Annotated in this window: 31 protein-coding genes and 1 pseudogene; 11 read left to right on the top strand and 21 right to left on the bottom strand. The window is 40.0% G+C overall.

What is annotated here, in order from left to right:
• Positions 1-180: 180 nt before the first annotated feature.
• From ABE613_RS01440 to ABE613_RS01425, 4 genes are read right to left on the bottom strand one after another with little or no spacing between them, the layout of a single operon-like run.
• Positions 181-723 carry a YARHG domain-containing protein gene (locus ABE613_RS01440; RefSeq protein ID WP_256164755.1) on the bottom strand — a complete coding sequence of 181 codons (543 nt, stop codon included), beginning with the start codon at positions 721-723 and terminating at the stop codon, positions 181-183.
• Positions 716-1,000, bottom strand: a complete 285-nt coding sequence (locus ABE613_RS01435; RefSeq protein ID WP_256164756.1) for a hypothetical protein — start codon at positions 998-1,000, stop codon at positions 716-718. Before ABE613_RS01435 ends, ABE613_RS01440 begins: the two co-directional genes overlap by 8 nt.
• Complete coding sequence (locus ABE613_RS01430) at positions 948-1,202, bottom strand: hypothetical protein (RefSeq protein ID WP_129975074.1); 255 nt, start codon at positions 1,200-1,202, stop codon at positions 948-950. Before ABE613_RS01430 ends, ABE613_RS01435 begins: the two co-directional genes overlap by 53 nt.
• Before the next feature lie 14 nt (positions 1,203-1,216).
• Positions 1,217-1,549, bottom strand: coding sequence for a hypothetical protein (locus ABE613_RS01425; protein ID WP_256164757.1), 333 nt, complete (start codon positions 1,547-1,549; stop codon positions 1,217-1,219).
• Between the two features lie 270 nt (positions 1,550-1,819).
• On the opposite strand from ABE613_RS01425, the gene ABE613_RS01420 reads away from it, so the two are divergent.
• The gene (locus ABE613_RS01420; protein WP_347375419.1) at positions 1,820-3,208 is read left to right on the top strand and encodes a helix-turn-helix domain-containing protein; all 1,389 of its coding nucleotides are present in this window, start codon (positions 1,820-1,822) and stop codon (positions 3,206-3,208) included.
• A 269-nt stretch (positions 3,209-3,477) separates the two neighbouring features.
• On the opposite strand, the gene ABE613_RS01415 is transcribed toward ABE613_RS01420, so the two are convergent.
• The 12 genes and pseudogenes from ABE613_RS01415 to ABE613_RS01365 form a co-directional block, all read right to left on the bottom strand.
• Positions 3,478-4,365: a recombinase zinc beta ribbon domain-containing protein gene (locus ABE613_RS01415; protein WP_510182342.1), complete on the bottom strand. Its 888-nt coding sequence runs from the start codon at positions 4,363-4,365 to the stop codon at positions 3,478-3,480.
• Positions 4,366-4,434: 69 nt separating this feature from the next.
• Positions 4,435-4,641, bottom strand: coding sequence for a recombinase zinc ribbon domain-containing protein (locus tag ABE613_RS01410; RefSeq protein ID WP_347375469.1), 207 nt, complete (start codon positions 4,639-4,641; stop codon positions 4,435-4,437).
• Between the two features lie 213 nt (positions 4,642-4,854).
• The gene (locus tag ABE613_RS01405) at positions 4,855-5,592 is read right to left on the bottom strand and encodes an ATP-binding protein (protein WP_347375418.1); all 738 of its coding nucleotides are present in this window, start codon (positions 5,590-5,592) and stop codon (positions 4,855-4,857) included.
• Positions 5,592-7,214 (bottom strand): IS21 family transposase, encoded by a 1,623-nt coding sequence (istA, locus tag ABE613_RS01400; RefSeq protein ID WP_347375417.1) that lies wholly within the window; start codon positions 7,212-7,214, stop codon positions 5,592-5,594. The genes ABE613_RS01405 and istA overlap by 1 nt, the downstream gene beginning before the upstream one ends.
• A gap of 70 nt (positions 7,215-7,284) precedes the next feature.
• Positions 7,285-7,548 (bottom strand): recombinase family protein, encoded by a 264-nt coding sequence (locus ABE613_RS15130; RefSeq protein ID WP_510182338.1) that lies wholly within the window; start codon positions 7,546-7,548, stop codon positions 7,285-7,287.
• Entirely contained in the window at positions 7,538-7,708 is a 171-nt protein-coding gene (locus tag ABE613_RS01395) for a helix-turn-helix domain-containing protein (protein WP_347375416.1), read from the bottom strand. The genes ABE613_RS15130 and ABE613_RS01395 overlap by 11 nt, the downstream gene beginning before the upstream one ends.
• Before the next feature lie 229 nt (positions 7,709-7,937).
• Positions 7,938-8,312 (bottom strand): hypothetical protein, encoded by a 375-nt coding sequence (locus tag ABE613_RS01390; RefSeq protein WP_235251245.1) that lies wholly within the window; start codon positions 8,310-8,312, stop codon positions 7,938-7,940.
• A 6-nt stretch (positions 8,313-8,318) separates the two neighbouring features.
• Positions 8,319-8,768 carry a YaiI/YqxD family protein gene (locus tag ABE613_RS01385; RefSeq protein WP_347375415.1) on the bottom strand — a complete coding sequence of 150 codons (450 nt, stop codon included), beginning with the start codon at positions 8,766-8,768 and terminating at the stop codon, positions 8,319-8,321.
• Positions 8,765-9,103 carry an MmcQ/YjbR family DNA-binding protein gene (locus ABE613_RS01380; protein ID WP_347375414.1) on the bottom strand — a complete coding sequence of 113 codons (339 nt, stop codon included), beginning with the start codon at positions 9,101-9,103 and terminating at the stop codon, positions 8,765-8,767. Before ABE613_RS01380 ends, ABE613_RS01385 begins: the two co-directional genes overlap by 4 nt.
• A 32-nt stretch (positions 9,104-9,135) precedes the next feature.
• A complete protein-coding gene (locus ABE613_RS01375) occupies positions 9,136-9,609 on the bottom strand; it encodes a hypothetical protein (protein WP_347375413.1) in 474 nt (157 codons plus the stop codon).
• 69 nt (positions 9,610-9,678) lie between these two features.
• Positions 9,679-9,870, bottom strand: a pseudogene (locus ABE613_RS01370) (ACT domain-containing protein); the annotation flags it as partial.
• 36 nt (positions 9,871-9,906) lie between these two features.
• Positions 9,907-10,797 (bottom strand): DUF3658 domain-containing protein, encoded by an 891-nt coding sequence (locus ABE613_RS01365; RefSeq protein WP_347375412.1) that lies wholly within the window; start codon positions 10,795-10,797, stop codon positions 9,907-9,909.
• 369 nt (positions 10,798-11,166) lie between these two features.
• Here ABE613_RS01365 and ABE613_RS01360 point away from each other — a divergent pair, with 369 nt between their 5' ends.
• The 9 genes from ABE613_RS01360 (at position 11,167) to ABE613_RS01320 (ending at position 19,063) form a co-directional block, all read left to right on the top strand.
• A complete protein-coding gene (locus ABE613_RS01360) occupies positions 11,167-11,868 on the top strand; it encodes a single-stranded DNA-binding protein (protein WP_347375411.1) in 702 nt (233 codons plus the stop codon).
• A gap of 86 nt (positions 11,869-11,954) precedes the next feature.
• Complete coding sequence (locus tag ABE613_RS01355) at positions 11,955-12,731, top strand: hypothetical protein (protein ID WP_347375410.1); 777 nt, start codon at positions 11,955-11,957, stop codon at positions 12,729-12,731.
• An 18-nt stretch (positions 12,732-12,749) separates the two neighbouring features.
• On the top strand, positions 12,750-14,564 hold the full coding sequence (locus ABE613_RS01350) for an AAA family ATPase (RefSeq protein WP_347375409.1): 1,815 nt from the start codon (positions 12,750-12,752) through the stop codon (positions 14,562-14,564).
• Between the two features lie 13 nt (positions 14,565-14,577).
• Complete coding sequence (locus tag ABE613_RS01345) at positions 14,578-14,841, top strand: helix-turn-helix domain-containing protein (RefSeq protein ID WP_235251101.1); 264 nt, start codon at positions 14,578-14,580, stop codon at positions 14,839-14,841.
• 20 nt (positions 14,842-14,861) lie between these two features.
• Positions 14,862-16,973 (top strand): vWA domain-containing protein, encoded by a 2,112-nt coding sequence (locus ABE613_RS01340; RefSeq protein WP_347375408.1) that lies wholly within the window; start codon positions 14,862-14,864, stop codon positions 16,971-16,973.
• Between the two features lie 16 nt (positions 16,974-16,989).
• Entirely contained in the window at positions 16,990-17,694 is a 705-nt protein-coding gene (locus tag ABE613_RS01335) for a hypothetical protein (protein ID WP_347375407.1), read from the top strand.
• Positions 17,695-17,754: 60 nt separating this feature from the next.
• The gene (locus ABE613_RS01330) at positions 17,755-18,267 is read left to right on the top strand and encodes an AbrB/MazE/SpoVT family DNA-binding domain-containing protein (protein ID WP_347375406.1); all 513 of its coding nucleotides are present in this window, start codon (positions 17,755-17,757) and stop codon (positions 18,265-18,267) included.
• A 17-nt stretch (positions 18,268-18,284) separates the two neighbouring features.
• A complete protein-coding gene (locus tag ABE613_RS01325) occupies positions 18,285-18,536 on the top strand; it encodes a hypothetical protein (protein ID WP_347375405.1) in 252 nt (83 codons plus the stop codon).
• Positions 18,533-19,063 (top strand): hypothetical protein, encoded by a 531-nt coding sequence (locus ABE613_RS01320; RefSeq protein WP_347375404.1) that lies wholly within the window; start codon positions 18,533-18,535, stop codon positions 19,061-19,063. The genes ABE613_RS01325 and ABE613_RS01320 overlap by 4 nt, the downstream gene beginning before the upstream one ends.
• A 209-nt stretch (positions 19,064-19,272) precedes the next feature.
• Here ABE613_RS01320 and ABE613_RS01315 read toward each other — a convergent pair whose 3' ends face one another.
• Genes ABE613_RS01315 through ABE613_RS01305 form a run of 3 tightly spaced genes read right to left on the bottom strand, consistent with a single transcriptional unit; the run spans position 19,273 to position 24,687 of the window.
• The gene (locus tag ABE613_RS01315; protein ID WP_347375403.1) at positions 19,273-20,832 is read right to left on the bottom strand and encodes a glycosyl hydrolase 53 family protein; all 1,560 of its coding nucleotides are present in this window, start codon (positions 20,830-20,832) and stop codon (positions 19,273-19,275) included.
• Positions 20,819-23,314 (bottom strand): glycoside hydrolase family 2 protein, encoded by a 2,496-nt coding sequence (locus ABE613_RS01310; RefSeq protein ID WP_347375402.1) that lies wholly within the window; start codon positions 23,312-23,314, stop codon positions 20,819-20,821. Before ABE613_RS01310 ends, ABE613_RS01315 begins: the two co-directional genes overlap by 14 nt.
• On the bottom strand, positions 23,311-24,687 hold the full coding sequence (locus tag ABE613_RS01305) for an MFS transporter (RefSeq protein WP_347375401.1): 1,377 nt from the start codon (positions 24,685-24,687) through the stop codon (positions 23,311-23,313). The genes ABE613_RS01310 and ABE613_RS01305 overlap by 4 nt, the downstream gene beginning before the upstream one ends.
• 194 nt (positions 24,688-24,881) lie before the next feature.
• On the opposite strand from ABE613_RS01305, the gene ABE613_RS01300 reads away from it, so the two are divergent.
• Entirely contained in the window at positions 24,882-25,958 is a 1,077-nt protein-coding gene (locus ABE613_RS01300) for an AraC family transcriptional regulator (protein WP_347375400.1), read from the top strand.
• Positions 25,959-26,025: 67 nt separating this feature from the next.
• Here the strand turns inward: ABE613_RS01300 and ABE613_RS01295 are convergent, their stop codons facing one another.
• A complete protein-coding gene (locus ABE613_RS01295; protein ID WP_347375399.1) occupies positions 26,026-26,574 on the bottom strand; it encodes a GNAT family N-acetyltransferase in 549 nt (182 codons plus the stop codon).
• Positions 26,575-26,590: 16 nt separating this feature from the next.
• Positions 26,591-26,905 (bottom strand): hypothetical protein, encoded by a 315-nt coding sequence (locus ABE613_RS01290; RefSeq protein ID WP_347375398.1) that lies wholly within the window; start codon positions 26,903-26,905, stop codon positions 26,591-26,593.
• Positions 26,906-26,917: the final 12 nt, after the last annotated feature.

Raw genomic sequence — 26,917 nt, 5'->3', positions numbered from 1 at the left:
ACAGATACTGGAGTGTCTTTTAATGAGACAACCATTAATAATCACATACATGAAGTCTTCCCTTACCTCATAAACATCTCTCCGTATCTATAATTTTCATCATTTTCCCTATATATTATACACAAAAAAGAAGAAGCTGCCCACACCGCGATAGCTTCCTCTCACTCATGCTGTTCTATTTTATCTGTATCCATACTCTTCTTCAATCGAGATTAAGAATCTCAGATTTGCTTTTTCGATATCGTTAAATTCGTCCCACTCAACGACGTGTTTATTAGTTTCTCTGTACCAGTTATATTTCTGGTAATGTATGTCATTTACCTCTCCATCATTAAACATCTGACCATGTCTTGCATAGATTTCATTGATAGACATTCTTAAAAGCCTCTGAAATCCTACTGTCCTGTCATCGCTCAGAGCCAACACCATTTCTTCCGAAAGCACTTCGCTGCTACTCTTAGCAAATACAAAGCCTTCATCATTGACTGGGGATTGCATTTCATTCTGAGTAACTGTATCCTGTACCTCAGCTACTTTCTGCTCTGGATATACACTACTATAATAGCTTGTTCCACCCATGATTGCTACAGCACAAATAATTACTACAATCACGTACTTAAACTTTATTGTAACGTCAAGACCTACAAAAGCACCTTCTTCCTTCTGGAAAGAAATGCTTCTACCATCCTCACTTCCAACAGAATACCTTTCGCTACTAATCACCAAAGATCCCCCCTCTCGGAGTGAGCTTGGTAACTGTAGTGGTCTTCCAGGTGAGTCCCAGTTTAAACTTAATGCCAGTCGGTCCAACCTTTACGGAAGCCTCTGGTGATCTTTCCTTACATACAGCCTGCTGCACTTCGTACTCAATTCCATTAGCAACAAACATATCTTTAACTGTCTGTGCTAATGCATATGCTTCATTCTTTGAAACATACGCTCCCTGATTATTCTTTACGATCCCGCATCTTGAAGGATCGATTAAGGATGTATTCTTCAACCTTGTTCTCTCCTTTTTCTTGATTTGATACCACGGACATAAAGAAGGCATATCTTTCTGGTGTCAATTCACCGAACTGTGCAAGAGACATCATAGTCTCAAACACTTTTTTGTTCTCATGTTGTTTCAAGGCCTTCTGGTATGATGCCAGATTGGATTCAGCCTTCTTTACGCGCCGTCCAGTTGTCAAGCCAAATTCCATATAGCTACCTCCACTTAAATATTGGGATTTGCGTATGCAACCATAAACATCTGGAACATCTCTTTATCAAGTGCCTTATTCTTGGCAAGTTCAACCATAGTATCGCACAGTTTGTCACGATCCATTGTACGATGCTCCAACGCTTTTGCGCGGTACTCCAATGTTTTGAGCGCCACCTCTTTTTTTACCTCCACTTCATGATATCTCTGAAATGGTGCTGCAACTGCGTTAGGAATTACAGCAACAAGCTGAGTAGCAATCTCAGTACCAGAAATCTGAATGTCATTAGATCTGGTATCAACAACTTCATAATCCATGATGTTCATAATCTCGTTCTTTTCTGCCATTGTTTTCTCCTCCCGTCAAATCGGTGTAATACCATTTGCTGTTACACACATTAGTTGCTCATATCTGCCCCCCTTTCCGAGCACTAACATTATACAATTCGCATTGTTTTCATACCAATATCCTACCATTTTTAAACATGTTTAACAATAACAAGTCAAAATCACAAACTGCTCTGAAAATTGCGTTTTTGACATAATAGTATTTGTTTTCATTGAGTTTTTGACAAAGTTGGAATATACTATAACTATAATAGGAAGGGGGGAGCCGTTATGGATAACAAGATTGAAAAAGATGTGCTGAAAAAATCGTTCACACAAATTTTCTCCTACCAACTGGATGAAGTGAATAAAGATGCAAGATATAACGCTTATCTTGTTCCTTTACGTTGGTTTGTGAAACTTTATACAAGAAGAACTCATAAAATAACGATGGGGGATATCGCTATGCAGATGGGGATCGACTTGGCCACATTTTCAAAAATGCTACATCATGGCGTTGCCAAAGACAATCGTCGGATCACAGCTGAACATATTAATCGCATTTGTGAGATAATTGATATTCCTCTTTCGTCAATTCTTTTTTTATATGAATATAAGGAAGATGTTGAAAAAAAATTATGGCGTGATGACTTTGAAAAATTGACAAATTTACTCAGAGGAAATTTTGATGAAATCCTTTATCCAGCGATATTTTATGATATTAACAGTGGGAAAAAAGTGTCAAAACCAGCTAATACGAAGGACTCTACCAGCTCCTTAGTCTCTAAAAATTCTATCCTAGAACCGATTAGAGGGAAATGGTACTTTTATTTTCCAAGTAGCGACTCTGAAATAAAAAACCAGAGAGAAAAGACCCTAAAAAAGAATCCAAACCATGTACCGGAAAGTCCGGAGTTGGCTGAGCTATTTGACCTTTACTTACCAGACCATATTTATTGTGGTATAGTAAATATTGAATCCAAAAATGGCGAATACTACGCAGTACTAAAATACATGACAAATCCTTCCAAGCATAGAATACTATGCTATGAAGGCAGTGTCTCTTCTCCGGTCGATAACACTTCCATCTTCTGTTCCTTAACGAACCAGAGAAATGGTGATATCATGTACATAATAATGTCCAAACCTTCTGCTGAAATGAGACTGCAATACCTTATGGCTTCCGTTTTAACTTTATCTCATCATCAAGATGAAGAAAAACATCGTCCTTGTTCATTACGTATGGTTCTTAGCCGTAGACCAATCGAATTTGATTCGAAAGCTTATAAAGTAATGATCTCAAATTTAATGATGAACGAAGCGGTCATTTCGATAGACGATTATGGTTACAGCCAACTAAAAGAAAAGCAAAAAGAGTATGATTCATCTGCCCTTGACTACTTCCTTGAGAAATATCCGACTATTGATAGCCTTCCTAGAATAACAAAACGTTTGACTGTACGGGATTGTGCCTACATCAATGAAAAGTTTCTTGATAGTTTCGAAGATTCTTTTGAAGAAATAGATATCCTATATCTTGAGGCTCTACTGCGACGTCACTCCACTGCACTTTGGTATTCAAAAACTAAAGCCACGAAAATCAATAAGGTTCTAAAAAAGATTTCTGCTAAAAACATTAGCTTCAAAAAGAAGGGGCTGTCGGGAAATCAATGTCAATAAGTTAAGGACATTGCAATAGACTCCCGTATGAAATTTCAAATGGTTGAGAGCAAGAATTTCTGCTTTCAACCATTTTTTCGTATAGCAAAAAAAGCAGTCTTATTTAACTGCATGATTCTATGCCTTTACAGTATTTTTTATAGTATCATAGAAGACCTTCTAAATCTTTATTTACAGAAAAACTTCATAGTCTCGGTTATTTTTATTAACGAAAATAAGCCCCGGAACCAGCATCTCCACACACTGAATTTCGGGGCATCTGTCTCTTTCTATATTATTGTCTCAATCTCCGTACTGTTCCTGAAATGAAACACTATCCTTCCATCGTGGTACACCGTTGCGTAATCCACCAGACTGTGGAACAGCTTCACATCAAACTCCAGCGGCAGCTCCTCCAGTTCACTCAGTTCAAACAGGAACCCGCTGAAAATGTCAAACTTAATTTCCCGGCTCTCCCGGTCTTTCTTCAAGCTGTCCATCCAGCTCTCTAAAGCTGCGTATTTATTCACATATCCCCCATACTTCCTGCGGTAATCGTTCTGATCCAGTTTCCGGGTCGCGTTCTCCACAATCAGCTTCTGAATCAGCCCGGTGACCACCTCCATCTCACTGCTGACGGATTCCATTTCCTTTTCAATGGTGCCGCAGTCCCCAAGCACATCCATCACCGCACGGCAGTCATCAATGACCGTCTTCCGGTTTTCCAGTAACCTTCCCAGTGCCTCCAGAAATAACTCCTGTATCCGCTGTTCGTACAGATGCGGCGCGGTACACTTGCTTTCGCTTTTAAACTTGGCGTTGCACTGCCAGATGGTGCGTTTATACTTGCTGTTGGAGTGCCAGACCTTGGAACCGAAGAATTCCCCGCAGTCCCCGCATTTCAGCTTTGCGGAAAACGGCCCGCAGCAGTTATGGCTCCGGCCCATATTCCTCCTGCGCTCCATCTCCATCTGCCACTCTGCAGGTGCGATGATGGCGTGATGGCTGCCTTCCACATAATACTGCGGGACCTCGCCCTCATTCACTTTCCGCTTCTTGGAAAGAAAGTCCACCGTATAGCACTTCTGGAGCCTGGCATCGCCTTTGTACTTTTCATTGGTCAGTATGTTCTCGATGGTCCGGTGCTGCCACCGCTGCTTCCCGGTCGGTGTGGGGATTTTTTTCCATCAGGTGCTTTGCAATGGCGTAAGGTGTCTTTCCCTGCATGAACATCCGGTAAACAAGCCTTACGGTGCTATTTTATCCCTGACGGTATCCTCAGTAACTTCCCCACTGAGTGTCTCCGCGGTAAGCCGCATCAGTTCTTCCTCCGGAATAATCTCTGCGTCACAGTATTTCAGCCCCTCTTTTCTCCGGGTTCTCCAGGTCCATGTCCGATAACTCTGTGTACCCGACCTCACATATTTTTTCCCGCAGCAACCGCACCGGACCATGCCGGTGAAAGGATATGTCTCACACTTTTTTCCTTCCGGTCTTTTATATCTCTCTGCCCTGCGTTTGATCTCCTCCTGCACCTAGTCGAAGGTATCCATGTCAATGATCGCCTCATGGGTGCAGTTTGCGCCCTCTGGCGGTCGCAAATGCGTTTTTCAACGGCCGCTATGCGGAGCAGAACGGCCGCTCGTATTTAGTTGATTGTTGATAAGTTATCGTATGTTTATCTTGATTGTGTAGTGTTTTGTTGCTCTTTTCATGATGGAATTAGCAGACACTTCATCATTCAAAATCATAGCTTTCCAGCTGTCTGGATCCCGTTGAGAGCAAACGATCGTACTCCGGTGCTGTTCATTGCGTTTCTCCAGTAATTCAAAAAGAATCTTGATTTCGCGCTCATCTGTGATCGTATGAAGCAGAAAGTCATCAAGGATGATCAGATTCCATTTAAGATACTTTTTCATCTTGCGGGCATATTTATCATAGTCCTGCTCTTTAAGAGCAACCATGCTCTCCAGGAGCTCTTCACTATGAAAATATCCAACGTTATATCTATTGCAGGCTTTAATACCAATGGCCTTGGCCAGATAGGACTTTCCGGCATCAGATTCGCCGAGAATACAAAGATTATAGCCCCTTTCAATGAAATCCAGTGAAGAAAGAACATCGGTTATCCCTGATGGAAGGTATTCTCTCTTATCAGAGTCAATGCACTCAGACAGTTCTTCGGGTGATCCTTTTAGATGAGCTGCCGTTAATCGATTCTTCAGTGTAGTACTGACTTTTTCTTGAAACTGTGGTTCTATAAGCTCTGCAATCAGTGTCAGACGGTCCATTTCAAGGAATCCAGGCTTATGATACAGATCATCCAGCGTTGCAGCCATTGTCGATAGTTTCAGCTCATTGAGTTCATCAACAAGCTCATTGATGAGTTCGGTTCCGGTAAGCATCAGTCATCTGCCTCCTCTCTCATCTGATCCGCAAGCGCTTTGCTGCGGGATAAAAGAGTATCAATGCTAGAGGCTTCCGGAGGCATGACATAACCACCTCTTGTTGGTTCTTTCTTTTGGACAGACCCATGTCGATAACCGGCATCGCCAAGATCATCTGCAATGACAGAGATGGTGTTCTTAATAAAGGTATATTTCTGTTTGTTTAATGAGATTGCCTGTTTACAGCACTCCTCTAAAGCTTTGTTACTGTACTTTTTGGTAAAGTTCAGGATACCAAGACACATGCGGTATGTCTGCACTTCATACTGCCTTGACTTTAGGATCGTACGGATAACAGTCTCAGTATTCTTGCCAACAAGAGAAGCCTTTTGAATGAAATAAGGTCCGTTCCACTGTGTAAATCCTTTATAATTCTCAGGCAGATGTTCTGGATCCGTTGACCACTGACCCTTACGGGTTGCTCTCGGCCATTCATAAAGGAACTCGCCTGCAAGGGAATAAATGCGAACAACAGAAGAAGATGCCTTGATAGATACTTTCTTGTGCAAAAATGCTTTGTCTACGCTATAATAAGCATTGTCAAAGCGTACGTGGAAGTCGCTTGATACCTTTGCCGTTTTTCTCTCCATGTACTCGTAATGCATGGAGGGGAGCGGCATCAATTCAAGTTTCTCCTCTTCCCAATAGTAGTATCTATTATGTTCTTTCTTTTTAAACGGCTCCTTATTGAGAGCTTCCAGTTCCTTCCAAAGATCTTTGTTGAACTGATCCAGCGAAAAATACTGTTGTTCTTCAAGTTTATGGAAGAGACCTTTCTCAAGAATACCTACCGCGTTTTCTACTGAACTCTTAAATTTGGGCTTTCTGACCTTGGCTGGAAGAATTACAGTTCCATAATGATCAGCCCAGTCAGCGTAATCCTTATTCAGTTCGGGTTCAATCCAGTCTTGATTAACGATTACCGCCTGCTTGCAGTTATCGCATACAACCAGTGCCGGCACACCGCCAAAGTAATCAAGAGCATGATTATTGACCTCAATCCATTGCGGTTCCCTTGTCGAAAGCATCCCTTCGGCATAGATGTACTGTGAGTATGGAAGAATAGCCACAAATACAACAATCGTCAGAATCTCACCGGTAAGAGGATCGGTCATGTTAAATGTCTGCCCAGCGAAATCGACCTCCATCTTCTGTGCAATAACTGCACCGAAATGCGCAGTTTCATAGTTTTCCTCACACCATCGGTTAAAAAGCTCACAGTACTGGCGGTACTGATAGAAACGCTTGCCTTCTTCAGCACACTTTTTTGAGTAGCGATTCCATAGAAAAACGAGAGTCATGTTTTTCCTTGTGGCCATAAGTCTGGCCGCTTCCTCATAATCAGGGTATTCAATGGATTCATTACGACCTGGGGAACCGGGAATGGATCCATACACTAATTCAGCAATACCGTAGTTAGTGATACCCGGTGGCAAAGGATAAGAAAGGTTTTCGCACTTCTCAAATGCTCTGAGGAAGTCATTGACTCCTGATTTACTTACGCTAAGCTGTCGGGCAATTTCACTTCCTGACATGGAAAGCGCATAACGTTTGATAATGATGTTTTTGTAGTCCAGCATACATCATCCTCCTAAGAAATATATTTTCATCTGATAGATGAATGAATATATTATCCTAGAGATTTCTGTATCAATCAAAGCCTAACGGCTGTTCAGCTTCGCATTTCGGCCGTTTTGCTCCGCAAAACCGGCCGTTGGGACGCGCCATATGCACATGGGTGCCTTCCGCAAGGTACATCGGTTTTTCACCCTGGTTGATAATGCACTTTTTTGTGATGTGGTTTTCACGGTAAGTCCTCTGCTGGAGAAGGTTCCCGGTATAGGTGTAATTGCGGAGCAGCTTTAAGATCGGGCTCCTGCTCCACTGATTCCCCAGCCTCGTCTTAATTCCCATGGCATTGAGCCGTTTCTGAATGGCGGTTACCTCTTTCCCATTTACTGACCGCCTTATCCGACACAAAAAGCTTATCTGCAAGGTCTTTCTGCGTATATCCTTTTGCTTTTCTTCGTTCTGCCACAAATTCTCCAAAAGAATTCTTGTCAATTTCAAACATAATTACGACCTCCTTAATCTTCAGCTTAGTATGCCTCTATATTAATACTCACTCTCAAAACGGACAATCGACCAATAGTAGAATTGCCAGAAAAACGGAAACTGACAGTAGATTGTTCGAGAATCCCCGGAATTAAAGTTCTGTTTAACATTTGAGCAAAAACTGGCACACGGAATTTTTACCTCCATGCACCAGTTCATTTTCAAGGATTCGCTATATAACCTATCTATCACCAGTTAATCTGGCAACTCTCATATTTCATAATATACTCATTCCGGATTGCTTCCATCTCTTTTTTCCGTTCCTCCGGAAGGATTTTTAATATTTCTTTCTCATCCATGTCAGTATTTCCATAAAGTCTCTCCATGTCATAGAGATAAATATTCTCCCATGTATTTAAAAGATAATCAAAAAGTTCTGAAGCATCTGTAAAATGGACCTGCCTGTCAAAACCTCTTCCCGCACCATACCATTCCAATACCTCACACCCAAACGGATAAGCATCCACCACGCAGAAATCTCCAGATTCCTCAGACAGTAGCCTGAATATCTCTTTTACCTGCATGCAATGTTCCATCTCTTCTTTAGAAATATATTCTTTCATCCTGACCTACACCTCGCGATATTTATGAATCAGCTTTTCCAGCGATTCTGCAAACCGTACATCATCTTCAGCGGTACGCTTCGCTGGACCTTTTATATGGTTTCTTTTTTTCGCATTTCGTGCCTTCTTTGCTAAGTGCCTCTCCATAAGCATCTGGTCAATATTGTCATTCGTATACCATCTGCCACTCTGATGTATCCCGTATGCTCCCTTTCCAAGAATCATCGCAGCAACACCATAATCCTGTGTTACCACAATATCACCTTTCTGGCAAATGCTGACCAACTTGAAGTCTACCGCATCAGCTCCTGCTCCAACTGTCAAAACTTCGCTGTAATCAGACTGCAGAATATGATTCGTGTCACACAGTAAGATTACTGATATCTGATATTTTTTTGCAATTTGCTCTACAATAGATACCACCGGACAGGCATCTGCATCTACCAAAATCCTCATGCTTTCTTCCCCTTTGTCAAATCATAACTTTCACCAATCATCCGTTTGATATCTTCCTTCGGGACGGTTCCATCCAGAATAATAGAATTCCAGTGTGTCTTATTCATGTGGTATGCCGGAACCACTGAGGAAAAAGTACTTCTCCAGAAGTCTCTCCACTGAGGATCGCATTTCACATTAATCCATACATGTCCATCTTTGTTATAGATTAGAGCAAATGTCTTTTTAGATCCTTTATGCCGCATCACACACCAGTTAGAATCGTGGAATGGATAATCCTCGTATACCTGCTCAAAAGAATGACAGTATGTAATTACTTCTTGTTTCGTTTGCATAATCAACGCCTTTTCATTTTCATCTTCCATTTTTACAGATATAAGCAAATAATGTCATATACATCCATCAAGGTTTGTTGTCGTGGACTTGGACGTCCTTCAAATCCTGTAAATTCATTAACATCCGTAAATCTGGTATTTTCCCATCTTTCTCTATCCATACAGAATATTCGATGTAATGATCCTTCTGTGCCAACATGTACTGTTTGAATCTGTTCCGCTGGAAGCAATTTATCTTTGAATTGATCTCCCGTGATATCTATTACAATTCCGTCATAAGTCAATAACCATACATGGTGCCTAGATGCATCATTCTCATATGTTCCTCTCATTTGATATGTCTCTATTCCATATTCAGATAAATATTGTGCTAACAAATCACAAGTTAAGTCACAGCACTCTTTTGGAAATCTCGAAAATAGCGGATAGCTTCTCAACTTTCCATCTTCATGAACTTCATCTATGGCTTTCCAGAATTTCATAGCTAATTGCTTAATCTCTCTCATTATAAGCTTCCCACCTCAATCTATCTTATTAAATTACACAATATCCAGCATCAGACAATACTTTCAATGCCCTGCTATTCGAAACGCCTTCCACCCATCCTCACATTCTATCACATTATCAGGTACATGCTCCGTAATGCAAACTACTGATTTTTCTTCATCTGTTTTTCCGATAAAACAGTATTCATCATCAAGATTTACCTGCGAATAATCAACAACCTTACACACTGAAAAATCATACTCAAGTCTTTTTATTTCCATAAATATTCTCCATATTCAACTACATCAATTGTAAATCTATTCTGCCAGACAAATCATCCGTGCATATTTATTTTCTGAGTCCTGAACCACCCGGATTTTGCCTTGGGCAATAAAATCATTAATCCTCTTCGCATACCACCAGTCACCGATATTCACTGGATACTTTCCCAGGATGTCACCAATCAGCCTGGCTTCCTTTTCTGGCTTTTCTGTAATCCTTTTCCAAATCAAGAAATCATAAAAATCTTCCGGAACGCCAGTTACCATGCCATTAACAACAGCACGCAGAGGACTGTTATCCTCCTTCAGTTCACTCCACAATGAACTGTAAAGTCTTAGTTCTTCTCTTGATAACTCTTTTTCATATTGCAGAAATCCTGCAAATTCTTCAGCCGCTACCTCACCCCAGTTTTTATAAGAAATGATTACATTATCACGAATACAATGCTGTGGCAACTTTACAATTCGAATCTGATTTTCATATTGAGACAGGACATTGCATAATTGGTAAAAACCGCAAATAGAATAAGGTGCTTCACTGTACCACACTCGGATCTGCTCTCCAGCTTCTAAGTAATCCTTCAGTCGCTTCAGCTCTTTTATATAGCAGTCTGTCAGATCCCGAAGTTCTGCATCCAGTTCCGGATCTTTTCCCCATTGCTCCTGAGCATACAAGGAATAAATCAAGTCTTTCCGATACTGACTGTCTATCGTTCCACTGATATCACCAATATCCAACATGAATCCAAGATAGATAACTTCTTCAGAGGTTCCTTCTATCCATCCGGTGTGTTCTCGTTTTGGAGGTTTCTTTTTCCCAGCAATCCAGACAGAAGTAGGTCCATCTGTTTTTCCAAACATAACTGTATTTTTCGCAACTTTCATAGAACCCGCTTCACTTTCTGCAAATAAGACCTCTATCATCATCTCACTCCTTGTTCTGTAAAATACCATTTTCTTTATTGTACTATATTCTCTTACACTTTCATAGTTCAATATACAGCATATCATGTATTCGAAATTCTAAATATAGTGTTTCATTAATTGACACTCACTATATCTTGTGTTACTATAATACTGTACTTGAGTTTTTGTGTTATCCCTTACAGGGAGTCTGGACCATTCTTCCAGAACACACGTAAGTTTATGTTGGAAATTAGAGTCATTAGGATAGCCGTATTATGCGGTCACTTAATGGCTCTTTTTTTATTTATGGGAAATCTGGGACACAGGTTTCCTATTCTTTTATTTATTTTTATTATTTTAAAGCCCAAAGAGGCAGAAAGGAGAATTTTTATGTCAGCAATTATTCATGTTATGGGAAGGGTAACAAAGGATCCTGCCATGCAGCAAGGAAAGAACAACGGATCAGAGTACATCAGTCTGGATCTTGCTTCCTCTCAGAGGAGCCAGAACACACAAAATGGTCAGAATGGATACGAGTCCATGTTCTATCAATGCTATTTTAACAAGTTCCTGGCAGAGCGTCTGATCAAAGCCGGTGTAAAATCCGGAACCTGTATCTATGTCTATGGAGATCTGGAAATCCATCCATTTCTCTATCAGCAGGGACAGAAGGCTGGGCAGCCAGGAGTAGGAGCCAAAATTAATGTCAAGGACTGGCAGTTTTGCCTTTCCAACAAGCCGGAAAATGAGAATAACGGAAATTCTGGAAATCATCAAAATGGCAATAGCATGCCTAATAACAACAACGGAGGTGCGGCAGGAAGTGGCAGTTATCAAAATCACGCTGCTCAGGGAAACGTCTACATGAATGGTGCTGGAAATCAAAATGTAGGTATACCAAACACCGCAGGTGCCAGAACACAGGGCAACTCTTATGCGGCTCCACCTTCTGGACCGGTTGGAAACAACATGTACCAGCATAACTATTATCCACAGCAGAACATGCCATACGGACAGCAAGGTAGCTTTACCGGAGACGGTTTTCAGGGAATCCCGGAAGGCATGGCTGACCAGCTTCCGTTTAACGGATAACCCAAAAGAAATAACAGGTTGAGGAATTGCTTACCCATCGGGCATGGCGGTTCCTCTTTTTTTGTTTACAGGAAAGGAATCATACGATGAAAGTACGAAAGAAAAAAAGTAAAAGTTTAAAAATATTAAAATCTGTTGTTCTCGTTTTGTTTCTGTCATTACTATTTATTCCAGAGAATATAAACCGGTCAGTAATTGCGGGCATTGCACTTGCAGGTATTTTGGGAAGTCTCCTCTTCCTAATTGTCCCGCGTCTTCCCCGCATCCCATCTCCGGCACTCAAACGAAAGTCAGCATATTCCTCTGGGAATCTAGACGGTATCACCGATATGGAAACTCTGCTCTGGAGACAGATCAGTTACCAGATTACAGGAAAACTGAAGTCCGCTTATCCGGATGCCACATGGGAATTTATTAAAGAACCAAATGTAGACAGTCTTCTGAATGGAAATGCCCTGCGTATTCGTACCTTCCATACGAAAGAATATCATTTTGCTGAAGTCCGGTTGGACCGATATGGAGAACTGGTACTTTCTATGATGACGATAGAATCATTAAAGCCAAAGGCAAAACCAGCAGGCACTGATTCCATCGGTCAGGTGGATCCCCAGTCCTGGTATACCCTAATTGGCAAGCCATTACTCTCCAATCTGATTGGAGATCTGCAGGCAAGAGGACATCAAAAATTATTTATCAGCGAAAATGGAGAAATATTTATCAAAAATGGAGATTCCAAGGAAATCAAAGGTACTTTCGAGCATTTTCCGCCCCAAAACTACTGGGCAGCTCTCACAGATATTTTTATCCGTGATGAGCTGAATGCAAAAGAAACCGAAGGCACCCTGGAATTATCCTGGATGTAAAAAAGGAGGCGAAATACTATGCCAAATGGAAACCTGATCAGTAACTGGTCTTTCAAGCGAAAGCTTCCGGAACCTTTTGAAGATTATACGGATGATCCCATCAGGAAGGATGTCTATTCCAAATACTGCACACAGCCTCAAAAACGTTCGACACTTCATGCGTCCACGCTCCGGGCGATTCTTGCATACATGGAACTGGAAAATCCGCCCGGTGGAACCGCTTCTGAAGAACTCGGGGCAATTGGCAGCCAGGGGAATAATTATACAATAGCGGAATATCCCAGCAAAACCGGAGATTTGCATGTGGTGATCTATAACCGGACAAATGGAAAATTCATTGCCGGTATTTATCCTAAACCAATAGATGCAGAAACAATATCCGACCAATATCTTTTGAAGGAAGATAAGAACAGTGGAGCTGCACTTTTGTTTGCGCTTCTCCCTACCATTATGCAGGATGATGAGTTTAACGAATATTATCAGGAGTTGAAAAAACACCGTGACAATGGTTATACGGATATAGAAGAAGCCGTGAAAACGGCAGCCGTCCTTTGTGACAATATCTATCGCAGATTGCGATACGGAACTTCTCTTTCTACCGGCGGGATTCCCAATGATACTCCTTCCAACGGTGCTATTCCCAAACTCAAACCATTCGCAGTACAGCAGGGTACTTACGCTCCTACAAATACGCTCTTTGGTACTTTTCAAGTGCTGATTCCCGGTTCTACCACAAAAAGAAACTGGGAGGCCATTGCCAAAGAAGACTTTGTAAACAAATACGTCTTATCCGAATCTCGGATACTCACTCCCCAGGAAGAACTTACTGTTCCAACGCTGGAACCATGGTATATCATACCGCCGGAGATCAAGCGGATCTGTGAACATGCAAAATTGACAACGAACACTATTTCTCCTATGCGGAATTTTCTTCTGCGGGGTCCTGCAGGAACCGGAAAAACAGAAGGTGCCAAGGCGATTGCTGCTGGCTTACACCTACCCTATCGTTGCATTACCTGCTCTGCCAATACGGAGATATTTGATCTGCTCGGTCAGATCCTTCCGGACGTGGATGGAAAATTATCTAGTCTTCAGAGTGAATATCCATCTTTCCAGGATATCATGTTAGACCCAGCAACTGCTTATCAGAAGCTGACCGGCATTTATGATGAAGAAGTAACTGAGGATGTGGTATACAAACAGCTCATCGACACAATCATTGATGAGATGCATGAGCATTATAAGAACCAATCTTCCCATCAGAAGTTCAAATATGTGGACACCCCTCTTGTGGAAGCAATACGTCACGGCTATTTGGTCGAAATTCAGGAACCGACAGTCATTGCAAACCCCGGTGTTTTAGTAGGACTTAATTCCCTTCTTGACAGGTGCAACAGTGTTTTTTTGCCAAACGGGGAAGTGATCAAACGTCATCCGGATACGACCATCGTTGTTACAACCAACAATGATTATGCTGGCTGTAAACAGATGAACCAGTCTGTCATTTCCAGAATGAATCTTGTGATCGATCTGGAGGAACCGGATGAAGAAACACTGGTACAGCGTGTTCTTGGGATTACCGGATGCACAGATAAAAAAACGGTTCGCACTATGGCACAGATTATCAAGGCAGTTTCTGAATATTGCAGTGAGAATCTGATCACAGACGGATGCTGCGGTGTACGTGAACTGATTTCCTGGGTGCAGTCCTATATGGTCTGTGGTGATGTCCGGGAAGCAGCACATTACACGATCCTCTCTTCGGTATCTGCAGATGCAGAAAGCCGTTCGGAAGTGGAAACCAGCTGTCTGGATTCTATTCTTGCAGCATAGGAGGGTTGGTACATTGACACAGAGAAAACCTTATAACAATTTAAAAATTACAGAAGAAGATATGCTGGATATTTTCTCCGCGAATATCCATTATCTGCGGAAACTACCACGCTGGAATCTTTCCCAGAAAACCCTGGCAAGGATTCTGCATATTCCAACAAAATCTTATCGTAAGTATGAATTAGGAGGAGGATTTCCACCCGTATTTGTGGTCTACCATCTGGCAGTCTATTTCGGATACACCATGGAAGAGCTTTTGACTGAAAAATTATTTTAAAAAGAAAGGATGAATAAGAATTGAATAGCAACCAAAAAAAATTAAAACAGATGATACGTGATCAAGAACTTACAATTAGTGACGAGGAACTGTTCACCTCATCTGCTTACCAGAAATACCTGACCTCTATGGCGAAAGCGGCTACCGGCCGCTACCGTCAGGGTCTTCAGGCTCTGATGGAATGGGATGCCCGGGCAGATGCAGGCATTGCACATACGGATAACTATAAAATCCATATCAATGCTGCCAATGAAATCACCCAGAGTTTTCCTTCCCGGTATCTCCGTTCCGAAAGCCTTGTCGGATTCAATGGGCATGAGACTGCCCACCTGCTGTTCTCAGATTTTACAGCCCTAGGACTATATCTTGGTAGCATGGAAAAAGGAGCTTTCTACCCATCCAATCCTTCCTTTACGGAATTATCCTATCAGACAAATTGTGAAGAAATACTGGAGGCTATGGATAGCAAAGATAAAGCGACCTGCATGACTCTGGCATCCTGTGCCTCTCACATCAATAACATTCTGGAAGATATCTATATCGAAGCACGCATGTGTGTTTCTCATCCGGGTACTTTCCGTCGGGGGATAGAATTGAATAACCTGAGGATGTGTGAACAGATGCCTTCAATCCAGAGTCAGATTGAAAAGAAGTATTCTGATTTTGCAATCATGGCAAATCTTCTGCTTCAATACTGCAGGGCGGGAACCATCAATAACCTGTCCGGTTATAAAGGTCCTTATCTGGATTATCTGGAAGATTGCATGCCATATGTAGATAATGCCATTTATTCAGATGAAACAAAGGACCGTTTTCACGCTTCTAATCACATTGTGGCTATTCTATGGGAATACATCAAGCCTCTGATCGAAGAGACAAAAGAAAGAATGGAGCAGCATTCTGCATCGGATGCAAGCCAGATGTTAGAGGAACTTTTGGGTAACCAGATTCATGGTGTCACCCCATTGCCTTCCGGCAAAGGCGGTACTATGCCAAAGCAGGCAGAAGAAGGAAAAAAAGATCAGAAAGCAAATCCCTTACCGTGTACTCCTCCTGCCATGCGTCAGGAAAGTACGCAGGCTGCCCAGGATGTTGTAGCCGAAGAAGGAAACCGGATCGCACTTGCGAAAACGAATATCATCCTTGACGAAAATAATCCAGGAATTACTTATCATCACCAGTACCTTGGCACCGGTTATGAAAAGTCTGCCAACGACCTGTTCCGGATCCTGAATGGCATCGCTACCGAAAAAGCGGAAACACAGTACCAACAGGAAATGACCGAAGAACTGCAAAAGGCAGCAAACGATATTCATTACGGGAATGCTCATACCGGAGTTCATGTAACGATCAACCGAATGTCATATGTACCGGATTCTTTAAAACAGTCATATCAGGCTGTAGCACCAATGCTTATCCGGGCATCCAAACGCCTGCAGAAATCTATCGCACCGCTTTTAAAAGAAGAAAGTGAGGGTGGAAAATTAAAGAACCTGCAGTTTGGAAAACGTCTGGATACACGTGCACTGCATCACGCAGATGGAACCTTTTTCACCAGAACCAGGCTTCCTTCTGAAGAGCAGAAACTTGCAGTAGGACTCTTGGTAGACGAGAGTGGATCAATGAGCTGGGGAGACCGGATAACACATGCGAAAAAAACGGCCATTGTGCTTTATGATTTCTGCCAGAGCCTTCAGGTGCCCATTACTATATATGGCCATTCAACTGGCGGCAGAGGCGTAGAACTTTATTCCTATGCAGAATTTGATTCGATCGATACATCAGATCGCTACCGACTCATGGATATGTCAGCAAGAAACGGAAACCGTGATGGGGCTGCTCTCCGCTTTGTGGCGGAGCATCTAGCAAAACGTCCGGAAAAGCAGAAACTTCTGATCATCATTTCTGACGGACAGCCTGCGGATACCGGCTATTACGGCACTGAAGCAGAAGCCGACCTACGTGGCATTAAAAAGGAGTATTCCAAAAAAGGAATCAAACTCTTTGCTGCAGCGATCGGAGATGATAAGGAAAATATCAAGCGGATTTATCAGGATGGCTTTCTGGATATTACAAAGCTGGAAGACTTACCAAAAAACATGACGCTGTTAGTGAAACAATACCTGAAGTAGAAAGAAGGGAAAAGCTATGAATCAGAATCAACCACCACGGATCTCCGAGCAAATCTATAAAGTGCAAACGGATCGGAAACTCATTGCTGTTTATGACAGGCTTAGGTATGCACCACTGACCAGTTATGCTCAGATACATGCCAAAGGTGAGTACCAGGAAAACGGTCATAATGTCAACTCCCTGATTGGGATCACTATCCAGGATTATTCCAATGGCACGGGAAATAAAAATATCATCGTCCAGTTCAATCTGGCACCGGAACAGATCCAGTTTTTCTTAACCAGGATCACCGCAGGCTTTCAAGAATTTGAATGGTCGCTGAGCAAAATATACGGAAATCCTGATGCACAGGGCTACTCCATTGCACAGCAATTTTCTATTTCCCGGCATGTAAATGACCAGAACGGGCGGATAATGAAAAGCCCCTGGCGGATTCAGATCGTAAATGGCAAAGGCATCAAGGTCAAAAATCAAAATGGCGGATCTTATATGAAATCCGGGAGTTTTATTTTAGAAAAGAACGCCTTTATCCAGCTAACGGATATGGACCTATATACGTTACTAAAACGCACGGATTCTTACATTACCAACTGGGAATCCTGTATGGCACCTTCCCTTATTTCAAATGGGAAACGTGCTTATGCAGAACAACAGTCTCAAAGAATCCAACAAAATGGACAATATCAAAGCCCGGCACAGGCATCGCCTTATGCCGCATAAAGTTTATGCAAAGGAAGCGGCATTTGCTGCTTCTTTTCTTTTAGAAAGAAAGGTGAACATATGAAATACTCAGATATCTGCACCATAGATTCGCAGGGACGTATCGTTATTCCTGCAAAACTGCGCAGACTTTTAAAACTTGAGAATGGGAATCCCCTGGAAGTAGAATTATCCAATCAGGAAATCCGGATCCGAAAATGCAGGGAACCTCATCAGGATACCATAAAGCTCCAGAGTGTTCTTTCCATTCTTTATAGTTCAATCAAACACGGAGCCTTTATCTGTACAGACCAGTATGTCATTGCAGCAACAGGGATATATCTTCCAGAAGGCACTTCCCTTCCGGAAAAACTGGAGCCTTATATCGCCTCCGGAAATGAGGTGGTTTTGGATATCAGTCAGCCTCTTTATATGCTTTCCCATCATAGGGAACCCGTAGCGGCACTGTATCCAATCCACAATGACAAGGCACTGCCTCTTACTCTGGCAGTTTTATCCAAAACTCCACTTACTGAGATGGAAATGGGATGTGCAAGGTTAGTGGCAAAAACATTAGAGAAAGAATTTTGTTAAAAAGGAGTGTGATCACCATGAAAAGAACAAATATCAGACCGATAAGCAACAACGAAAAAAAGGCAATTACCATGACTGGAACCTTATTCCTTCCGCTTCGAATCGGGGAACGTGCATGGATATCTACGCAGACACATACTTTCATGACGACTGCTGTGGAACGTATTCTGGAAGTATCTGGAAACAGCATTGTTTTCGAAACCCGTAACACCCGGTATAACCTGAAATATGAGAACGTACCGAATGAAATTGAGGTGATGTGTGCTTGACTACTTATGAACTGGGAAGCAGCCTGGAAAAGCTGCTTTCCAAACTAAAGCAGAACCGTGAGAATGTCCCTTTGGATATCCTGAAGACCTATTATAAAGCTCCTTACGAAGAATTAATTGCACAGGTAAATCAGACAGCCACTGCCTTTGTCAAATCAATTGTAGCTGGTCAGTTACTGATCAATCCTGACGTGTCAATGGACGAGCAGGCAGATGTAGTTAACCAGACAATTCAGGATTCAGGAATGATCAAGCAGATTAACCACTGTATGTCACAGACCTATGATGTCACTCTTATACATCTGATGGCTTTAGAACTACGGAAAAAAGTAGAGGCAGCCTTATATCCCTATATTGCCAGGAAAAACTGTCTCGTGGCAGATCTTGACGATATCGAAAAGGAACCAATTATCTACAATACACTCACGAAACAAATATATGAAAATGACCACTGGATAGACCGGGAGTTGAACCTAAAAGGTAAGCTCCTGATTTACCCCAAAACAGAAGGAAGGAAAGCATTATAAAAGTTGTTGTATTATGTAGCTAAGGGGATTTTTAATTCTCCAGCATATTTTCTGATTATCAAATATATTATGTGTCAATTAATTCGAGCCACCTGCACTAGGTGGCTCTTACATTTAGTCTGAATTTCTATTAACGCTTCAGCATCACAAAAGATTATTTTTATTTAGCTCCAATATCTTACTTATTTCCGATCACCTATAAAACTACTCTAATTCGTAACTAAAAAGTACCATTTTGTACTCTCTTCACTACTTGCAAGCTGTACACAAGGTGCGCCATTAGATGTAGAATTACCACTTATTCCCAAGTATAATCCACTTAATCTATTCTTGATCATATACATATTATCTGATGTCGGAACAATTTCCCACATTTGATTCCAACCGCCATTATAGTCATACTGAATACATTCCGCTCCTGAAGACGTTGCCATGCCTTCTATATCCAAAACTTTTCCACTCAACTTATTTACAATTTTAAAATATGTATCATCAATTTTCTCAAATGTCCATTTCTGGCTATCCCATTCATCATACGCATACTGTTCTATTTGTGCCGCATTTTCGTATGAACCACCAGAAACGTTCAATGCAGCACCGCTATTTTTATTCCAAATTTCAAAAGTATTTTCTGTACTTAAATATTCTGGAGAAATTGAAAATGCATCTAATGCGGAGGTAAATTTATATGTATTTTCACCCACCTTTTCCGTCGCTCCTAACAGGTAAGTATCTGGAGTAGACGTTGAATGTGCTTCTGGCTCCCAATAAAACACACCAACGCCCTTATTATTTGGCAACGATTGCAAAGCGTTTATTTCTTGTCGCAAAAGGTCATATGTTCCCTCTGGATCATTTTCATCTCCACCTGTCTCACAAATCATAACTTCTTTATTATATCGAACTGCAATATCATACATATTATATGTTAAGCCTTCAATATCATTTCCACCAATCCAATATGGATAATAAGACATTGCAATAACATCTGTTTGTCCATTATACTCATTTAGAAATTGCTCAAGAAACCATGTCAAGTCCAGAACATTCCAGTCTAAATCTCCTAGATTTGCCAAATGTGTCACAACTTTAGTATTTGGACTAACTGCCTTTACTGCATTATATCCACTATTTAAATATTCCGTCATCTGACCAAAGTTGGTATCACTGCTTCCATATGGCAATAATATACCTGCATTAATCTCATTACCAACTTCTACCCATTTAGGATATATATTACGTTCTGCTAATTGTGACATAATATAATAAGTATAATCATAAACATATTGCGACAACTGCGTTGCTGATGCATCTGCCCATTGTTCCGGAATATCTTGATACAGTGGATCTGCAAAATGATCACTATAATGTAAAACAAGCATAACTTCCATGCCCAAATCAGCCGCACGCTGTGCCGTATACAATACCCCTGCTGTATCGCAATATCCCAACAGACAAGTTGAACCATTTAATGGCTTTGTCCATTGAAAATCCGAGGGTGGATTCACAAAAGCTCTAATACGTACTGCATTAACTCCTTTATCTTTAAGTAACTCCAAAGCATCCGCTTCGATGCCATTATCATCGACATATGTTACTCCTTGATCCTCTAACTGACTAAGCCATCCTATATCTGCACCATAACTTATGTCGGTTTCATTTGTATGTACAGATACGTCAGTTTCACTTGCCTGCACAGATATGGTATTTGCACCAAAAAGTACTGCGCCTACTGTAATTATGCTTAAAATTCTTTTACACCATCTCATTTATATTTCCCTCCTCTATTGCTTCCAGTTTTACAATGCAGTCTTTACAATTTTCTGTTTTGAACTGAATTTCAATCAGCCCTGGTTCATGTTTACTTCTAATAACTGCCATTACTTTACCATCATATGTTGCACAAGTATTTTCCTGATAAAGCCTTGTCGTTACAGGATTTGCACTACCGAACCCTTGCAGTACACCAGCTCCGCTAACATGGACTTCAATATTTTTTTCAATAAACAAGTTCTCCACACCATCATCATCTACAAAGCCTATCGTAATAAATATCAAGTCTTCTCCCGAACAAATTAGCTGTTGTTTATCGACACTCGCTTTCATGCTTACTTTTGAAGAAGCTGTTTTAAGCACATGAATACATTCTTTTCCATTTTGTCCATATGCAACGGCTTTCAATTCCCCTGCTTCATAAGGCACTGTAAATGTAGCAACAAATCCATTTTTTTCACCAGCTTCTTTTTTCCCAAAGGACTTGCCATTTAAAAATAATTCAACAGTTTCAGATGCAGAATATACATCGACATCCGTTTCTTTTCCCTCATAACCTGGCCAAGTCCAACTTTCGATACAATCTTTCAGCATCCATGCAGTTTTCTTGCATTCCTGTCCATGACGGTTTACCCTCTCGACAGCAATATAGGGTTCTTCCCTCAAACCATATACAACCTCACGAAGGTAACTCATGGGGCGACGGGTTCCAATTAGATCTATATCACCTATATATGCTGCCCTTTCCGGATAGACACTCGTAAAGTTAGCATTACCGTCATAGTGAAAGATGCCACAGCCTGCTTCTCCAAGATAATCATATCCTGCCCATGTAAAATCACCTAACACATGTGAATTTTCAACTACTATTTTCCAAAGTCTTGCGATATCTGCCGGATAAGTCTCTGCTCCAATTACAGTTTTATTCGGATAAATATTCTTGACAAGTAAATGTCGCTCTGTAAGATAATTCAATCCAATAATATCCATAGATTGTTCTGTTTCTTCTATCGCTTTAGATAATAGCGGATGACAAGCCAATTTATCTGCATTCTTCCCCGCGACTAAACTTAATATACTGTTTAACATACTAATTAAATCTGTCTGCTTATTTTCCTGCGTTTTTTCCCCTTCAAGGATATCGTCCATAATTGCTTTTATTGAACCATTATATGAAACTGCGGATAACCCGTTAATTCCTCCTGTTGTATAGCGTGTGGGGTCCAAAGAATGATATTTACAGCAGATTTCTCTGTTAAGTTTTCCTCCTCTTTCCATTCCATATTCTGGTATTTCATTCCCCGTTGAATACATAATTACTGAAGGATGATTGTAATCTTTTGCAACCATACGCTCCACTTCCTGCTCCCATTGTTTTGAAAAATATGTTGCAAAATCATGCGAATTCTTATGATAACTCCACACATCAGACAATTCATCCATTACCAAAACACCATATTTATCGCATGCTTCTAGCATTTCTTTACTAATTGGATGATGGGCACTGCGTATACTGTTAAATCCGGCCTCCTTTAACTGTCTACATCTTCTTTCTTCAGCCACTGCAAAAGTAGTTGCTCCTAAAATTCCATTATCATGGTGGATACATGCCCCTCTGAGTTTTACTTCTTTTCCATTAATCAACATCCCATTTTTTGAATCAACCGTTATTATCCTGATTCCAAATTGAATTTTTTGAATTTCATAAATTTCAGTTCCGCATATCAACGTAATAACGCAAGTATATAACTCCGGATGATCGCAATCCCAAAGTTTGGGATTAGATATATTTATCCTGCTTAACACAGTTTCATTTACCATTGGGTACATAACCAGATTTATTGTTTCTTCTCCATATACAATATCGTCTTTTACAAATTGTACATGGATAGATATTGGTTCTTTTGACCTTACGATACTTCTTAAATTTATACTGGTCTCAAGAAGAGCTGTATTATTTACGATAGCGGTAGTTGTAATTTTTATTCCATCTGCCAGAATATGTATTTTTTCTCCCACCAGCAAGTTTACATTCCGATAAATACCACTTCCAGAATACCACCTACTATTTGGTACGGCCGAATTATTAACGATCACTTTTATTTCATTTTCTTCTCCATAATGCAAGTATCCATCTAAGTACACATAAAAATTGGAGTATCCATTCAAATTCTCAGCAACAAAAATGCCATTAATATATATCATTGCAGTTTGATATACACCTTCAAATTCAATACACACTGTCTTTTTTTCCCATTCATATGGTACGAACAGGTTTTTTACATATACATATTCGCCTCCTGGAAAAAATCCAGTTTGTGCTCCACTGGCCACATCTTCTTTACATTCTTCGTATATCATAGCATCATGTGGCAGATTAACGGTTTCCATTGAAGAAACACCCGAAAACATGTCAACGAATGAAGAGGCACTGCCTTTCGAATATTTCCATTCTCTATTCCAGTTTACCTTTCTCATACATTCGCCTCCTGCTTATGATCCAAATCCCATTGTTCGTTTGCTTTTTCCACTTTCAAACACTTAAGCAGTATTGTAATTCCCACATTAATAATTACCGGTAATATTGCATACATGAAGAAAATCATCTGTATAGCACTACCTGCCTGAACTGCGGCCATTCCGTCAAATCTACCGATTTCAAGTAGGATCCCTACAATAGCACTTCCAATACCGCCACCAAGTTTTACACCAATGGATGAACAACTGAATACCATTCCTTCCACATGTGCCTTTTGTGTCCGTCTAGTGTAATCAGCTGTCTCTGCAAGAAGCGCATTAGTGCTGCCAGAAAATGGGCTAATTGCAATGCCTGTTATAGCTGTAGCTACCAAAAATAAACCGATATTCATTTGCGATGCAGCGAAAATTTGCACACATCCCGATATTATAGCTAAAATATAACCGAACAAACTTACTTTCTGAATAGACTTAAATATTTTAACAAGAAGTGGGGTAATAACCATAGCCAACACCATCGGTACCATTTTCACCAAAGTAATAATACCTAAAAGGCTGTCATTCCCAAAATAATACTTTGCCATATATATTCCAGAACCCTGTGCGATGCTATTTGCAGAATATACTAACAGATAGAGTCCTACCATAATAATATAGTATTTATTCTTTAATAAAAGCTTTAATGCTTCTGTAAATTTAACATCATCTTTTGGTTTATTATCTTTGCTATCTACAGCGGTTTCATCATCTGAAAGTTCTTTAACCATAAGACAAGAAACAGTATTAATAGCTAATCCCAACACTGCAAAGATAAATGCTACTGCTCTCCATCCTTTTGCACCTCCACCAAAATTTTCAACCAATCCTGTTGTGGCGGTCATTACAAACATAGTCATTGCCAACGCAAAAATAGAACGCAAAGCACCTAGCTGTACTCTTTCTTCAGAATTTCTCGTTATTAAAGCTGACAATGTAGCGTATGCAATATTATTCATCGTAAAAAATATGGCATTAAAGGCTGTATAAAACACAAAGAAATATGCATATTGCATGCCTTCACTAACATCTGGAATACAGAACACTAAAAACAAGCACAGCGAAACACCAATCTGCCCATATAACATCCATGGCCTTGCTTTTCCTAGTTTACTTTTAGTGTGATCAATAAGTGTACCAAAGATGATATCCGTTACACCATCAAAAATACGAGATACCATCATCAATGTACCAATGATTGCGCTATTCAGACCTACTGAATTTGTTAAATATAACATCATAAAACTGGATATCAATGCATAACCACAGTTAGCCGCTGCATCCCCAGATCCATACGCCATTTTTTGATACCATTTTAAATATTTTTTTTCTTTCATATTTAAATTTTTTCCTCCTTTGATTACAATTTTCCTTTCAGAAGAATCTCGAGTTTCTTCTGCATTGATTTTAAACTTATAAACGTTTATAATATGTTGATGTAATCATTTTAAGCAAATAAGACAAATCATTCTATGTCATATTTTAATTGTTTGGCATTTTTACTATGTCAAATATGGGAATGGAGGTTTTTTTGAATAATTCATACTCTAAAATCAATAATGACTATATTCAAAATGGTACAACCCTAAAAATACGTACGGTGAACGAACCAAGTAATTCTTTTTATCAAATTACTTCACAATATCAGGTCACTTACGAATACTGTAGTGGAAACCATGATACTGACTATTTTAATACTTTAATATTATCTCCTCTTGAAAACTCATTATATACAATTTCAATGTCACAGCACAAACAATATCAAGTTGCCCAAGGGCTTCATTACCATGATTTTTACGAGCTTATGATTGTTTTAGACGGTAATGTGATACATAAAATAGGGGATAGAGAATATCCATATGGACCAGGATCCTGTTGCTTAATCAATAGAAACGTAAAGCACATAGAAAGAATAAACAGTTCCTGTAAATTGCTTTATCTAGATTTATCTATAGATTTTATTAATGAGATACTTACAACCTACCGCTCCATATGCTTTCATGAAGAAATAGATGTTCTCAATCAAGAAATTTTCAACTTTATAAATAATGACATACATGGAATAACTCAAGATGCCTATTTAGATATTTTCCCTGTTTTTCAAAACACAAAGTGTTTAGCATCTTTGCACAAAATTGCTGATAATCTGTTGAACACATTATTATCCCCAAAGTTTGGAGCATCATATTTAATTAAATATTTAATATGTAAACTTATTGAATATTTTTCCCAAAAAGAGAATTACCATATATTTTCTGTACCATATAGCTTACAGCCAGATTTATTGCTCTTTTCTCGTGTACAACATCTGATTGAAGATACAAATGGAAAAATCCGCCGAAAAGATTTAGAAACACACTTTCATTACAGTGCAAACTATATTACAAAAATAGTAAAAAAATATACTGGTTTATCATTTTATAATTACTGCTTGACATATTTGTTAAAAAAGGCCACCGTTTTATTAATATCTACAGACAAGCCAATCCTATCAATAATGGAAGATTTAGGTTTTTCAAATCATACCTATTTTTATAAGATATTTAAGGCTCAATATGGAGTAACACCTAAAGCTTATCGGGAAAAATACAAACACTCCGAACAATAATAAAACTAGCACCATTCTTATCTCAGATTACTTATTTGCATCAAGCCGCTCATCCGGGCGGCTCTTTCTATTTGTACCTGATATAGTAATCCACAAAGGATATATTGCATTCATCTTTCGCTGTAACAAACTGATACGTTTCAATCAAATTCTGCCTTTCTTCGGCATCCTTTTGAATTTTCATGAGCAACGATGAAACCTGAAAATCATCATAAACATGTTCAATTAGGATACTCATAAGTTCGTTTAACACTTCCTGTCTTTCGTAGTCAGATTTTAAATCTATTCTCAAAATTCCCATACGTTTCCCATCTACTGCATATTTTAAAGAAGGACAAATCTCTATTGTTCCTATTAAATAATCAGTCTCTTTGACAAGGATGCTCCAGCGTACAAAGTCCTGTACTTCATACCGCTCCAGCCAGAATTCTACACATTCTTTGAATTTTTCCAAATCTGTATAATAAAAATCATCCCCACAGCAATCTCCATTGAAAAATCTTGCCGCATCCGGATCCGAATAGCAGGAAAACAACGCCTCTGCATCTTCTCGCTTCAGTTTTCTTATAATAAAATGCTCTGTTTCATACACAGGGCAATCTAAAAATGGATTCATCTTTTGTACCTTCTTTCTATTCCGGGAATATCATATCCCACGTATTATTGTCCGGATGATAACACAGGATAAAGTTCTGCATCCTGTTATTCACAACTGCTCTGCAGTCATATCGATACATCAGAATACCAGCATAATGCTTCTTATCAGATTTTAGCACTTCAATATCTTTCAGTAAATGCCTGGTCCCCTCAGTATCCTCATATTTTATCATTCTGGGGATCATTTTACCGGTGCTGGTAAACCAGCAGTCTGCCGCAACCTTATGTGGCACTCCCCGAATTGCTTGCTCCTGAAGTATTTCCTCTTCCATACCGATTGCAAATCCCATCAAAGGACACCT

Origin of the sequence: Dorea chungnamensis (assembly GCF_039832125.1) — a bacterium.
Taxonomy (GTDB): Bacteria; Bacillota; Clostridia; order Lachnospirales; family Lachnospiraceae; genus JAFBIX01.
The sequence above is the reverse complement of the archived record's forward strand: the minus strand, read 5'-3'. Positions and strand labels throughout refer to the sequence as shown.

Coding starts and splice junctions, on each gene's coding strand:
- ABE613_RS01430 (WP_129975074.1), bottom strand. CDS start 1,202: ATGGAATTTGGCTTGACAACTGGACGGCGCGTAAAGAAGGCTGAATCC.
- ABE613_RS01425 (WP_256164757.1), bottom strand. CDS start 1,549: ATGGCAGAAAAGAACGAGATTATGAACATCATGGATTATGAAGTTGTT.
- ABE613_RS01420 (WP_347375419.1), top strand. CDS start 1,820: ATGGATAACAAGATTGAAAAAGATGTGCTGAAAAAATCGTTCACACAA.
- ABE613_RS01410 (WP_347375469.1), bottom strand. CDS start 4,641: ATGGTCCGGTGCGGTTGCTGCGGGAAAAAATATGTGAGGTCGGGTACA.
- ABE613_RS01405 (WP_347375418.1), bottom strand. CDS start 5,592: ATGCTTACCGGAACCGAACTCATCAATGAGCTTGTTGATGAACTCAAT.
- istA (WP_347375417.1), bottom strand. CDS start 7,214: ATGCTGGACTACAAAAACATCATTATCAAACGTTATGCGCTTTCCATG.
- ABE613_RS15130 (WP_510182338.1), bottom strand. CDS start 7,548: ATGGGAATTAAGACGAGGCTGGGGAATCAGTGGAGCAGGAGCCCGATC.
- ABE613_RS01395 (WP_347375416.1), bottom strand. CDS start 7,708: ATGTTTGAAATTGACAAGAATTCTTTTGGAGAATTTGTGGCAGAACGA.
- ABE613_RS01390 (WP_235251245.1), bottom strand. CDS start 8,312: ATGAAAGAATATATTTCTAAAGAAGAGATGGAACATTGCATGCAGGTA.
- ABE613_RS01385 (WP_347375415.1), bottom strand. CDS start 8,768: ATGAGGATTTTGGTAGATGCAGATGCCTGTCCGGTGGTATCTATTGTA.
- ABE613_RS01380 (WP_347375414.1), bottom strand. CDS start 9,103: ATGCAAACGAAACAAGAAGTAATTACATACTGTCATTCTTTTGAGCAG.
- ABE613_RS01375 (WP_347375413.1), bottom strand. CDS start 9,609: ATGAGAGAGATTAAGCAATTAGCTATGAAATTCTGGAAAGCCATAGAT.
- ABE613_RS01365 (WP_347375412.1), bottom strand. CDS start 10,797: ATGATGATAGAGGTCTTATTTGCAGAAAGTGAAGCGGGTTCTATGAAA.
- ABE613_RS01360 (WP_347375411.1), top strand. CDS start 11,167: ATGTCAGCAATTATTCATGTTATGGGAAGGGTAACAAAGGATCCTGCC.
- ABE613_RS01355 (WP_347375410.1), top strand. CDS start 11,955: ATGAAAGTACGAAAGAAAAAAAGTAAAAGTTTAAAAATATTAAAATCT.
- ABE613_RS01350 (WP_347375409.1), top strand. CDS start 12,750: ATGCCAAATGGAAACCTGATCAGTAACTGGTCTTTCAAGCGAAAGCTT.
- ABE613_RS01335 (WP_347375407.1), top strand. CDS start 16,990: ATGAATCAGAATCAACCACCACGGATCTCCGAGCAAATCTATAAAGTG.
- ABE613_RS01330 (WP_347375406.1), top strand. CDS start 17,755: ATGAAATACTCAGATATCTGCACCATAGATTCGCAGGGACGTATCGTT.
- ABE613_RS01325 (WP_347375405.1), top strand. CDS start 18,285: ATGAAAAGAACAAATATCAGACCGATAAGCAACAACGAAAAAAAGGCA.
- ABE613_RS01315 (WP_347375403.1), bottom strand. CDS start 20,832: ATGAGATGGTGTAAAAGAATTTTAAGCATAATTACAGTAGGCGCAGTA.
- ABE613_RS01310 (WP_347375402.1), bottom strand. CDS start 23,314: ATGAGAAAGGTAAACTGGAATAGAGAATGGAAATATTCGAAAGGCAGT.
- ABE613_RS01305 (WP_347375401.1), bottom strand. CDS start 24,687: ATGAAAGAAAAAAAATATTTAAAATGGTATCAAAAAATGGCGTATGGA.
- ABE613_RS01295 (WP_347375399.1), bottom strand. CDS start 26,574: ATGAATCCATTTTTAGATTGCCCTGTGTATGAAACAGAGCATTTTATT.
- ABE613_RS01290 (WP_347375398.1), bottom strand. CDS start 26,905: ATGGGATTTGCAATCGGTATGGAAGAGGAAATACTTCAGGAGCAAGCA.